The following is a 13,131-nucleotide window of genomic DNA, read 5'->3' on the forward strand; positions in this document are numbered from 1 at the left end:
TCTACATCCACAAATATATAGACCAAACGATACATCGGTATCGAGTCTGTACAGATAAAAAGAAGTGGTGATGAGCATTCAAGACCTGACGACGATTTTTTCAAAAATAAAGAATATATCAGGCGCGAAGAAAACAGGGGGAGTTTTTGTCTCCTATATTCTTCTGACCGTCCTGCTCACCTATCCTGTTGCTTTTCACATAGGTTCGGATATCCCGGGGGGAGGGGATGCATTCTACTGGATGTACTCTCTCTGGTATACGATATATGCCGTGATGCACCCCGGCCTTACAAATCTTACCTATAATACCATGCAATTCCACCCATACGGCATCCCAACAATGCCCTTTCCCTCCGCATTTAATCAAGCGCTCTATCTTCTGATGTCCCCCTTTTTTGAACTCCATGTCATCTATACCATCCTCTGGCTCCTGACGTTTATTCTGGGTGCCTTCGGTGCCTACCTGCTCGTAAAATATCTGACAGGTAGCACGCCCGCCGCATATATATCCGGAGTCATCTTTGCGTTTGCTCCCTATCACTTCGTGCACGCGCTGGGCCATTTCGGGGCCACCTCCATCGGGTGGATCCCCTTCTGTGCCCTTTATCTCATGAAGACATTCCGGGAAGGCGGGAGGAAAAATAGCATCCTTGCAGGGATCTTTTTCGTCCTGGTCGCCATGAGCGACCTCCAGTATATGGTGTTCATGGGACTGTTCGCACTTCTGTTGTGTCTCTACGAACTCTACCGGATCCATTCGGATGAGCACCTGACAATCGCAGCCACAATTCAAAAAGTATTCACGAGATATCTACCCTTCGGACTCGTGTCTCTTGCAGGAGTGCTGCCGCTCACCATCAACGACATCCTCGTCGCGACGTCAGGTACCAACTTCCTGAAGCCAGATCCCATGGAAGCTGTGACATATTCGACAGACCTGCTGAGTTTCTTCCTTCCCTGCCAATTGCATCCCATTTTCGGGAGCATCGTAACCCCGATCTACACCAACTTCTCCGGAAATAGTACCGAACATACGACGTACATCGGATATGCCGTTTTGATGCTCGCACTATTTGCCTTCCTGAAATTGAGATCCAGCAGGGAGGTACAGTTCTGGACGATCTCGGCGGTTTCATTTTCCCTTCTCAGTCTGGGGCCCATGCTCTCCATAAACGGCGAGACTCAATTTTCTGTTTTCAATACCACAGTGCCCCTCCCACACCTGTTACTGTATTACCTGATCCCCTTTCTGGACAACTGCAGGACCACAGGCAGGTTTTATGTGATTGCAGCGCTTGCGTTCGCAGTGCTCGCGGGATACGGTATTGCGGAGTTGCTGAAGAGACGTACCCTGAAGAAGGACGTACTCGTGGTGCTGATCGCCGGGGTCGTTATATTTGAGTACCTATGTGTGCCTTACCCCACGTCCTATGTGGATCAACCTGAGTTTTACAGGGAGATTGCCAGGGATAATGAGAATTATGCACTCCTGGAGATCCCGGCAACGACAAATTACGGTGCCGGGATAAAAATTGAATATTATCAGACTATACACGGGAAACCCATCGTCGGGGGGCAGGTTGCACGGACGCCATCAGGAGCACGATCATTTGAGATGAACACCCCGATAATATCAGATCTAACATATTTGAAGGATATACAAGACATCATATCCGAGGATAAATCGGACATAGCGGGATCTGTTCTCTCGTACTATAATATAAGATATATCGTAATACACAAAAATTACCTTTCGAAGGAAGAGATAGACTTTTTAAAAGCATATTCACACGTGATCACGACAGATGAATCTCACATTCGTGAGGATGAAGATTTGATCGCAATAAAAAATCCGCACGGGGTGATAGGAACATTTACGGCCCTGGGAAACGGATGGCAGAATTTAGAGAACTGGGCCGGTACGCCCACCCGCTGGACAGATGGCAATGCTACGATAACCATATACTCGAAGATGAACACCCCAGCAACCATGAACCTTACAGTACGCAGTTTCCACCTCCCGAGAACACTGGAGATCTTCGTGAATGATCACCTCCTCACAGAGACTCAGGTCAACACCAGTTTTCATTCGATAGGGGTTCCGATCACTCTCATGAGAGGGGAAAACATCGTCCGACTCCACGTGCTTGAGGATGGGGAACGACCATGCGAGGTGTCGGAAAAGTCAAAGGATACCAGAAAATTAAGTATAGCTGTACAGAATATTTCAATCCAGTGACTGCTCCTCTCCTCTCGTCGGGATATTGGGGGCTTTCATCCCGGGGAGTGCAGCCCCCTCTAGTGGCACGTCATCCCTCAAGTGTCGGACTTCAGGCACCCTTGATCACGCTCCTCACAACAGGAGAGCGGGCAGGAACACTGATCCATCGCCACTCCTCGGCTATCTTCACCGTTGATGGGGCCCCGGTGGGTTTTCCCCCGGCACAGAGACCAGAACAGAATTTTTCAGAACTGAATGTGAGTCATGTCATCAACGTAACAGAGAGTCCGGATCTGTTTGGGGACACCCTCATAGTATCGCCAGGAACTTTGCTTCATGAACAATTCTACAGTGTTATCGGATTATAAATTCCCTTTACGATGCATCCTGAAACCGTTACACCCCAGAACCCGCCTATCCGACTCATTTTCGGCGAGATATTCAAGACATGCCTCCGCGTCTAAAGCATCCCTATAGTAGAGACCACAGTTCCCTGATATGCACACCTTCATCAGCAACTCATTATTCTCAGGCACGAGAAGAGGCACCGTATGCATGAGACCGACAGCGACAGCATTCAGGTCCACGTCGGGATCCACGACCCAGAGAACCTTCACGCGACGATAGTGATCTTCCTGGAGCCAGTCGCCCATGACAAAATGATAGCGGGCGTTCCGAGGATTCCTTGATACCACATTCATTGCCTGGAGGCAGTGCGAATCCATACGGCGTCCAACACATGCAACGAGCACTTCGTTCTCGGGTTGTTCTGCTTGCTCAGAGGGCTGAGCATTATAGATGGAGAGAAGCGTTTCGACCTGGTTCTGGAGCGTATATGGCACAATTTTGTGATAACCCGCGTTCCCAAATTTCTGAATCCTGTCGGGGTTTGAAATAAACTCTAACATCTTCTGAGCCAATTCCTGTGCATTACCCGCCTCAAAGAGAGATCCGGTATTTCCGTCCTCCACGAGTTCAGGTGTGCCCCCAAGACGAGAAGCAATAACAGGTATTTTTGTGGCCATCGCTTCGGTGATCGTGACCGGTTGATTCTCCGGCCAGACCGATGGGAGGATAAGGACATCAGTTTCCCGATACGCGTCCTCAATATTCTTGATCTTTCCCCAGAATTTCACCGAACTCTTTAACCCCAGATGCCGTACTTTTTTCTTACAATCCTCCAGTATCTCCCCTTCACCAACAAGATTGACTCTGTATCGATCTGTATCCCCAAGGAACGGCAGTGCATCCAGAAGAACATGAATGCCTTTATGCCTGCCAAAATATCCAATAAAAGTAAATCTCACTCGTCCACGGTTCTCAGTTTTCGGTATGCGCGTGAAACGTTGAACGTCAATTCCGTTCCATACGACATTAAATTTAGATTCCGGCGCCCCGGCACGGATGTACGCACGAGCAAGGTACTCACTCGGAGAAATGAGTGCATCAACATCCTGGAATTGAAGCGAGATAAAATCCTGCCGCATGCTGATAGGAATACCCATCCCTCCCGTATCGGAGATAAATGGCATGCAGTCCTTGCAGCGGCTATAGTCATGGCAGATCTCTCCATCGTTTTTCAGGAGCGTGTTTTTAAAACAAAATCCCCAGTGATCGTGGAGGGTTAGTACCGTCCGTATGCCCTTCTGTCTGGCGATATGAATAAGTCCGACAGAAAGCCCGATAAGATTATGAAAATGTACAACATCGGGTAGAAATTCATCTAAGAACGCCTTGAAGTGATCTTCGATCTTTTTATGAAAAAAGTTAATCTGGCCCTGGTGATAGTCTTCGGATGTGAGGCAAACCCTGTAGACGGTTAAGCCATCGTAGTCTTCCCGCCTCAGCGAATGCCTTTCATGACGGGCCTGAATATCCCCCGTAAAGATGGCCACAGTATGACCGAGATCGTGTAATACTTTTGCCTGTGCATGTGCAATTAACTCGGCCCCCCCAACAAAATAAGGGGGATAGACGTTACAGCAGATAACGATCTTTTTTCCCATGGCCTTCCCACACTTCAAGCCCTACATTCGTCCAACCATTGAACGTTGAAATTCTATTTCCGACATTTCCGGAGGATCTCATGCGTTCTGTTTGCCGAGAGGTTGACCTGCAACGAACCGTGACGAATAACAGGCTTAAGGTACGCTAACGCTAGTCCCCCCCACATCTCTCCCTGTGACGGACCCTCTGCCTCAACGATTCTGCCAGGGATAAAATCGAGGTCCACCCAATGGACATAGGGGGATTTCTCCCAGCGTACGTCCAGCATCCCCCTACGACACTCAGGATTAAAACTATCGTGCATAACGACAAAAAGAGGTTTTTTAGGGACATAAGAGAGTACAGACTCAATATCCTGTTTTATACCCTCAGCGGAGTGATCACCGTCAATAAGAAGAAAATCAACAGGAATTTGCTCACGATCCAGCTCTTTCAATAAGAGCGGCAGAACAATTTGCGAGGGGCCGGTAAAGAAACCGACATTTTTAAACTTTCCAAACCTTTCCGGAATAGTCGGGTCAATATCTATGGAGAATACCGTATGCGAATACTGTGATATCAAGGACAGGCTTCCACCCATATAGGTCCCTACCTCTATACTACAACGGGGTTTATGCCGGGAGAGCAGAGCAGTCAGGGCCAGCCTTTCAGAATGGTTCATTTGCCAGTGTTCGCATAAACAGTCGGGGTAAAGGATATCTTCCCAGTTTTGGGGACCTATCGGCGCTACAGACTCAGGATACGATAGAGATGGGCATGTGTTTGCAGACTTCGACACAAGAATTGATAGCAGTTCAAGGATATAATCATCCCATGATTTTATTTTCCGTGTCACAGCGTATCGAGAGAGTTTAAGGAACAACTCCTTATCAGTGCTCAGGCGATATATCGTATCAGATAGGGCATTTTCATCGGTTACATCTGTCGTCAGGCATCCGCCATCCCCGGCAAGTTCTGCCATAACCCCTTTATTATAGCAAATACAGGGTTTTCCATGCCAGAGACTTTCAAGGATCGGCATTCCAAATCCCTCGATGACAGAGGGATAAACCGTGAATGATGATCTTTCATAGAGAGTGTGCAGCGTGGCGTCATCGACAACCCCCTGCCAGTTGATACGAGGGTTATCCAGAGAGATCGACTGTATGTACTCCGCAATATCGAATGCTCCTGCATATCGATTGCCTACAAGGGTGAGATTCCAGTCGAGATCGGGATACTTCTCCTGCAGTAAAAGACATGCTTGAATGAGTTTTTTATGATTTTTTCGAGGTTCCAATGTCGAGACACAGAGTATGTCGATAGATTTCGTTTCAAATTCGGGGATTTTTCGTGTTCGAGGTGCTCCTCCAAATTCCCCGGGAAGCAGATTCGGCATGACGTCACAGCCTTCGATAGTATTATCCTTCCAGAATTCCCTCAGGCATTGGGAAGAATAATACGAAATAGGAATCACGACGTCACATTCAGAAATGCCGGTCATATAGTGGCGATGATTCGTCCGGGTGACCGGGTCGGTACAGAAATCCGGGCATAAGACGGGAATAGCGTCATAAAATAGTGCCGCCAGCCTGATGCCTTTATTTCGTGCGTATCGGCGGGCGGTGCGTGCTGAGGTCTCGGCGACAGTTTCGGTAAACAGAAGCCAGGACGTACCGCCCGGCAATGGAAGATATTCATCAAGCGTGATACTCTGATCATCCGGAGAGAGTCTGCTTTCATCTTTGAGGAGAGGCCCGTTAAATTCTGCCAACTGCCTGAATTCGGATCTTTTCGGTAGAATATAGCAATCAGATTCCGGATCCCATACAACAAAAACAGGATCCAGATATCCCTGAAGTTCTTTACACATTCGTCGAGTAACGCGAATGACACCCGAATTCGCAGGGTCTCTGACAGCGTTTGTTACATCCACAATTATAGTAAGAGATTTTGCCTCGCGTCCTGCACCATCTGCCATGAGATCCCTTATAACCTCATCGTACTCCTCAATAGTACGATTCCACCGGAAAAGTGTGCGGAATCTCTCGAACAATAACTCTCGTCTGGAAACTTCAATGTCATGGCCGTTCAGGATCTCACCGGCTTTGACAACCATGTCGGTATTGTCCGTACAGAGGTACCACGGATCAAGAATCACCTCTGGATGCGCCCCGATATGAAACGCAAGAACCGGACGACCAGACCACTGCATCTCCACGATCGGGAGATTGAATCCTTCCCACAGGGACGGGCTAATGCCCAAATCAACCAGAGTCATTACTTTTTTTAACTCCGAATCATCGGGAAAACCGATAGGGATTATTGATCTCTGGAGATCAGGAGGTATCTCCACAGCATGAGGATCAGCGAGGATAAGCAATGTGCATTCAGGGGCGCCATCCCGGATTTGGCGCATTATATCAAACATCGCCTCAGAATTTTTGTAGCAATGAGGCTCCCATCGACCCAGAGATAAAATGAGTTTTTTTCCCTGAGACCTTAAAGAATCGACTATATCTGTTGCATACCCCGGCGACTCTTCCAGAAGAAGTTCTTTCGAGCCCCAGACCGGTAAATCAAGATGATCCGCACCCAATAATATCGTTTGAACAGGAACGTCACCATTCGTGTCTATCTTTGACTGAGATTGAACGATATAGTCACTAATGCCTATGACCAGCGAAGTCTCCGGGAGGAAACGTTTCCGTAAACCACGTAATTTCTCCTGGACTGCCAGAGCACCCCCTGTAAAGCCATCGAGGGGTACCGCACCGCAATCCATGAATATGACTTTCAGCCCGTTTCTTCTAAAAAAAGGGATAGATGCAAAAAATGGCCAGCCTCCAATAAGAACAATATCGGGCGTCGATTTGTTCTCAAAGTGTTTGGCAAAAGTTTCCTCGATCCATCCGGCGGTATTTTCATTCGAATTCAAATAATCATTTGCGAAATCGGGAACTTCTATAATCCGAGAAGCAAAACTTTCCAGAACATGACTATCATACTTCTTTGCCGTAACCATAACGGAAATAGTATGTCCACGATTTTTCAAACCCTTCCCCAGTATGATGAATGTTCTGTCGACCCCAAAACGAAATAAAAATCGCTCATTACATATCAGTATATGCATAACCTTCCGCTCCCCTTCGCAAAGCGAATATGCAGTAACACCTGCCATATTTCGGCACACATTTTTTCGTTCTATTTAGGTTGCCACTTCGTCATTTGAGTACGAATTCATTATGTGGAAATTATTTTTTTCCTATCACCGCGTAGTCCTGAGCCCCGTACAGGATCCCGTTCAGTCTATCAATAGTATGATTATAAGACTCAAAGAAAGCCTTATTTTCGTCATTTGCACCGTCCAGATTGGGAAAAATGTGCAGCCTCCATTCCTCAGGTACCGGCGAGGAGAACTGTGTTTCGATCTCCCTGAATCCGGCAACCCCGAAGAGAAACGTCATGGTTTCAGGGTGGACAGGCCGCACGTGGCTCATGTCGATATAGAAGTTGGCCAGTGAAACAAATGAGAGGGGATTCACCGTTTCGGCGACGAGGTAATACCCGTACTGGAGTTTCATACAGCAGAGTTCAAGGAGACGGACGAGGTAGGCAGGTTCAAGGTGCTCGACGACCTGGTCGATGAAGATGCCGTCGAGGCTCCGGTCTTCGAGGTTTTCGAGATATGATATCGCGTCGACTTTTTCGACGTCCAGCCCCTTCGACCTGCAGAAATGCACCATCGTATCATCGATGTCGACACCCCGGGCACCGACCCCGTGCTCCTGTGCCAGTTCAAGGAACTCCCCCCTGCCGCAACCGATGTCCAGGACATTCTTGCGGCCCTCAAAATAGGGGATGAAGGACGCCTGCCGCTCCTTGATCTCCTGCCGTGAGCCGCGGAAACGTTCCTCGAAGACGAAGTAGTTCAGGCCGGCCCCATCAGGACTTTCAGAGGCCCCGGAGATGCCTGCACCCTCTCTGGAGGCATTCGAGATCGAGATCCGCTGCTCAAGGACGCGGGCAAGACCGGCCCTGTCCCTGATGTCGGCATCCATCTCGGCGAGCCTCTCCCGGACTTTTTCTTCGATGAGGGATTCCATCTCGATCTTCATCCGGGCGACGGCATCGTTGACAGAAGAGATCTCGGACCTGATCTCCTCATCCTCACGCCGCAGACACTCCTGCATGACCGCCTTGATATCGCTCTTCATTCCCGCAACAATTTTCCGCACCTCGGTCCCGGTCTGCCTCTGGACAGAGGAGATCTCGTCCCGGAGTTCGACTTCGGTCTGCTGGATCTGGCCTCCGACCTCACCCCGGACCTCGGCCCGGACCTGGTTGAGGACGTCGAGAACCTGCCCTGTGACACCATCCCTCACCGTCTTGATAAATGCACCGTCCGGGTTCAACCGGGATTCCAGGCCTGCAAGCCGCACATTCACGTCATTGAAGACCCGGACGGCACTCCCATTGAACTCGCTCTGCCTCCAGAACACCGGTTCCACGTACCGCCGCACCTCCCCGTGGACGAGTTCCCGCCCCTTCACCAGGAATTTTCCCGTAAATGGCCGGTGCGAACTGATGAAGTAACCGGTGTTCTGGATGTTCCAGTTGTCGGAGAGATATACAATATCCCGGGCGACTTCAGATTCTTTCTCTCCCCCCGCCTGACTTTGAGGGAATGCGGCAGAGACTGGTTCAGGTGGGTAAAGCCCTGCTTCCTTCCGCCGCCTGATGGTCTCCCGGATTCTCTCCATGATCTTTTCGACGTCGATCTCGCCGTCGCGGATCTCAAAGGTGTTCTCGTCCATCTCTCTCATCTCCGCCAGATACAGGGGATATCGACGATCCCGGCATCACGTCCTGTAGGGATGACATCGAAGGCATATTCCCGGTCATGCCAGTCATAGGGCTGCTGGTTGTGGGTGTGCACCGCAACCGTCAGGAAAAACTTCCCGGCAAGCATCGGCACTTTCTCGACCTGGAGATCGATATATCCTTTTCCCTCCAGGCACCCGATAGAGACGTCCTTCAGTTCGGTATTGGTCCCGTACAGGTACGCCCCCTGTTCTGAATAGAGCGCGATCCCGAAGACAGGGTCGGGTATCCGCTCATGGGCGTCGTAGAAGATCCTGACGGTCATGGGGTCGAAGGAGTTGAACCGGACACCCTCGCTGCCGAATTTGTCCAGGAATGTCACGCCGGTGATCTCGACCTTTTTATTCCCCCGGCGGCCCTCGGGTTCCTCAACCTGTGCGGCCTCTTCCACCTCTGCAGGTCCCTCCTCTCTCCGCCCATAGACATACCTGTCGATCACCTCGTCCGTCTCGCCGAGGGCGACCTGTTCGCCGTGGTTCAGGAGGAGGGTCCGGTCGCAGAACCTGCGGACAGACCCCAGGTCGTGGGAGACGAAGACGATCGTCACCCCCTCCTTCCGGTACCTGTTCAGCACGTCCAGGCACTTCTGCTGGAACTCCATGTCGCCGACCGCGAGCACCTCGTCCATCAGGAGGACCTCGGGGTCGGTCTGGATCGCGGTCGAAAAGGCGAGGCGGACCTGCATCCCCGAGGAAAAGTTCTTGAGTCTGGTGTCCCGGAACCGTTCGAGCCCGGCAAAGTCCAGAATGTCGTCGATCCGCCCCTCGATCTCCCGCTTCGAGAGGCCCATGATCGTGGCATAAGTCCTGATGTTCTCCACCGCGGTGAAGTCGGGGTTGAAGCCGACGCCGAGTTCAAGGAAGGGCGTCACCTTCCTGTGCACGCGAACCGCCCCCCGCGTCGGCCGCATGATCCGGGCGAGGAGTTTGAGGAGTGTGCTCTTCCCGCTCCCGTTCTCGCCGATGATCCCGAACATCTCCCCTTCCTCCACGGAGAAAGAGACGTCCTTCAATGCCGGGAAGGTCTCGTACTGCGTGGGCCGCAGGAGACCGGTCAGGGCCTCGAAGACCGTCGTCCTCTTCTCGTGCGGGATGCGAAAGACTTTCTCCACATGATCGACGTCGATGACTCCCATTACATCTCCTCCGCAAAGCGCGGTTCATAATGTGCAAAGATAAGGTACCCCACAAGGAGGGCGATGGCGGCCATAACCCCTGCATAGAGCAGGGACCCCGGTATCGCGGGGGTGGAATAGATGATCGTGTCCCGTGCGGCCGTGATGATATGGGCCATGGGGTTGAGGAGGAAGATCTTCTGCAGGGTCTCGTCGAAGATGGTGATCGGGTAGAGGATCGGCGTCGCAAAGAACCCGGCCTGGAGGATCACCGCCCAGATGAACTGGACGTCGCGGTAAAAGACGTTGAGGGCGGCAAGAGCGAGGGAAAGGCCCATGGACAGGAGGAAGAGGAGTGCGATGATCAGGGGCACGTAGACGAGGTTTGCCGAGAGGGGGACCCGGAAATATGCCATGAAGATGACGAAGATCACGGACTCGAAGACGCTCATCAGGAGTGCGGTGATGCAGGACGAGATCACCAGGATGTCCCGTGGGAAGTAGATCTTCTGGACCATGCTCGGCTTCCCCAGGACCGCGTTGAGGCCCATCGAGGTCGCCCGGGAGAGGAAGTTCCAGAGGATGATGCCGAGGAGGAGGAAGAGCTGGTAGTACTCCACCTGGATCCGCATCAGGTTCGAGAAGACGACGTACAGGACGATGAGCATCAGCAGGGGTTCGAGGAGTGACCAGAAGTACCCGAGGACGGAGTTCTTGTACCTCTGCTTGAACTCTCCCCACGCAAGGGTCCAGATGAGGTTCCTGTACCCGTACAATTCCTTGAAATGACTAAACACCATCATTCACCACGGCACGGATCTGGTCTGCGAAACGGGGGAGGGCGAAGACCTCTGCCCGCCCGGAACATGCCTCCCTGTACTGTTCCGGCTCTTTCGAGACGGCGAGGACGGCGTCGCGGATATTCGCCGCGTCCGCCTCCACGAGCACCCCTGTCTCCGGGGTCACGGTCTCCCGAAAGCCCCCTTCGTCCACCGCAACGACAGGTTTCCCGCTCGCCATCGCCTCGATAGGGGTGAGGCCGAAGTCCTCGTCCATCGCGGTGCAGACGAGGCCCCGGCACCGGGAGTAGAGGTCGAGCAGGTCCGCCTCCGGGATCTCGCCCCTGACCTCCACATTCGGCGGGAGATTGGCCTGTATCTTCCTTGCATATCCGGCAGCGTGATCTCCCGCCGCATACCCGCCGACGATCACCAGTTTTTCCTCCGGCATCCGGCGGAAGGCCTCGATCTGGAGTTCGATCCGCTTCTCAGGGTACAGCCTGTTCACCGAGAGCCAGAAGTCCCCGTACTCCCTGCAGGAGAACTTCGCGGTGTCCACCGGCGGGTAGATGAGGTCAGACTCCCGCTGGTGGTAGGCACGGACCCTTTGCCTGGTCGTCTCCGAGATCGCGACGATGCGGTCGACCTGCCGAACCGACCGCTGGTCCAGCCTGCGGTGAACGCCTGCCCAGAGGCGGAAGGCCTGCCTGGTCACCGGGTCCTGCCGCCGAAGGAAGGTGTCGTACAGGTCGTAGAAGGCCCGCACCGGAGTATAACAGTACCAGAGGTTCGGGTGATGACAGTGCGCCGCATAATGGCTCCAGTTCCCGGTGAAGATAAAAAAATCATAGTCGTCCGAGAGATCACAGGAGGAAAAAGATCGTGTCGCGGAGATCTGCTTCAAAGGGGGAAATTTTATTGTTTTCCCCAGGCTGATGACAGGGACGGACATGTCCATCTTCTCAACGGCATCGACGTCGGTGGTGATGATGTCGGCACCGAGCACCTGCGCCAGAGTGACGACGACCTTCTCCCCGCCGCCGATAGCCCCGAAATAGTCATGGAAGATGGCTGTCTTCATGCCCGCTTCTTCTCGTCCATGAAGTAGTTGAGCTGGTCCCGGACGATATCTCCAACACTGTACGTCGAGGCGAAGCCAAGTTTCCGCAACTTCGTGATGTCTGCCATCAGGATCGGAACCTCGGCAGGCCTGAACCGCGCCCCGTCAAAGGAGATCCTGACCTTCCGGCCGCCGCAGACTGCCGTGATCCCCCGGTCGGCGAGAGTATAGTCGATGGACCCTTCGAGGAGCATCCGGTCGACATGTGTCTTGTCAAAGCGGACGCCAAACATCTCTGCCGTGTCCTCTCCGGTCGGGTTGTCCACGGACTTCTCGCCCCCAAACGTCTCGATCCTATCCACCGGCATCCCTGCCGCCTCAAGACTGAGGAGGATATAGGAGAGGACCGAGGTCGTGCGCATGGAACCCTGGTTGTAGACTTCACCCGGCTTTCCTTTCCCGGCAAGGAGGCAGTAGCCGTTGATGACATCGCGGACATGGGACCAGTCCCTGAAGGCGTTCACATTGCCGATGGTGACCTGATCGATCTCGCCGGCAACGAGTTTCGCCACCTGGTTGGTGACGACGGAGGTGACGAACATGATCCCCCGGCCGGCCCCCTCGTGGTTGAAGGCACGGGAGACGATGGCCTTTGTGCCGTAGGTGTAGAAGTAGTTCCTCATCAGGTGGTCGCCATAGACCTTGCTCACCGCATAGGGCGACATCGGCCTGAGAGGGTTCGTCTCCTTGATGGGCACCTCGGGAAGGACAGTCGGCTGCGGGAAGATCGCACCGTACTTCTCCTCTGTCCGTGCGTACTGCTCCTTTGAACTGAAGACCAGCCCGTATTCCTCGGACGACCCGGCAAAAACAATGGTCGGGTCGCAGTCCTTCTTCCGTATGGCTTCGAGAAGGTTATTGGTGCCGATCGAGTTGATCTGCGCCGTTTCGACCGGGTGCGTGAACGAACGCGGGACATAGGACTGGGCGCCAAGGTGGAAGACCACATCGGGATCGGCTATATCGAGGGCGGTGGCAAGGCCGGAAATATCCTCGAGGTTCCCTTCGATAAAGCGGATCCCACCGG

Annotated in this window: 8 protein-coding genes; 1 reads left to right on the forward strand and 7 read right to left on the reverse strand. The window is 52.5% G+C overall.

Annotated features, from left to right (window positions below; genetic code table 11):
• Window positions 1-70: 70 nt before the first annotated feature.
• On the forward strand, window positions 71-2,239 hold the full coding sequence (locus PHP59_RS03810; RefSeq protein WP_300163838.1) for a hypothetical protein: 2,169 nt from the start codon (window positions 71-73) through the stop codon (window positions 2,237-2,239).
• Between the two features lie 344 nt (window positions 2,240-2,583).
• On the opposite strand, the gene PHP59_RS03815 is transcribed toward PHP59_RS03810, so the two are convergent.
• The 7 genes from PHP59_RS03815 to PHP59_RS03845 all read right to left on the reverse strand — a co-directional run.
• The gene (locus PHP59_RS03815; protein WP_300163841.1) at window positions 2,584-4,227 is read right to left on the reverse strand and encodes a glycosyltransferase family 4 protein; all 1,644 of its coding nucleotides are present in this window, start codon (window positions 4,225-4,227) and stop codon (window positions 2,584-2,586) included.
• A 53-nt stretch (window positions 4,228-4,280) separates the two neighbouring features.
• Window positions 4,281-7,232: a glycosyltransferase gene (locus PHP59_RS03820; protein WP_300163844.1), complete on the reverse strand. Its 2,952-nt coding sequence runs from the start codon at window positions 7,230-7,232 to the stop codon at window positions 4,281-4,283.
• 229 nt (window positions 7,233-7,461) lie between these two features.
• Window positions 7,462-9,024, reverse strand: a complete 1,563-nt coding sequence (locus tag PHP59_RS03825; RefSeq protein WP_300163847.1) for a methionine biosynthesis protein MetW — start codon at window positions 9,022-9,024, stop codon at window positions 7,462-7,464.
• A 5-nt stretch (window positions 9,025-9,029) separates the two neighbouring features.
• Window positions 9,030-10,226 (reverse strand): ABC transporter ATP-binding protein, encoded by a 1,197-nt coding sequence (locus tag PHP59_RS03830; RefSeq protein WP_300163850.1) that lies wholly within the window; start codon window positions 10,224-10,226, stop codon window positions 9,030-9,032.
• Entirely contained in the window at window positions 10,226-11,005 is a 780-nt protein-coding gene (locus tag PHP59_RS03835; protein ID WP_300163853.1) for an ABC transporter permease, read from the reverse strand. The genes PHP59_RS03830 and PHP59_RS03835 overlap by 1 nt, the downstream gene beginning before the upstream one ends.
• Window positions 10,995-12,065: a glycosyltransferase gene (locus PHP59_RS03840; protein ID WP_300163855.1), complete on the reverse strand. Its 1,071-nt coding sequence runs from the start codon at window positions 12,063-12,065 to the stop codon at window positions 10,995-10,997. Before PHP59_RS03840 ends, PHP59_RS03835 begins: the two co-directional genes overlap by 11 nt.
• On the reverse strand, window positions 12,062-13,131 hold a 1,070-nt coding region (locus PHP59_RS03845), incomplete at its 5' end, for a GDP-mannose 4,6-dehydratase (RefSeq protein ID WP_300163858.1). The genes PHP59_RS03840 and PHP59_RS03845, both read right to left, overlap by 4 nt.

Origin of the sequence: Methanofollis sp. (assembly GCF_028702905.1) — an archaeon.
GTDB lineage: Archaea > Halobacteriota > Methanomicrobia > Methanomicrobiales > Methanofollaceae > Methanofollis.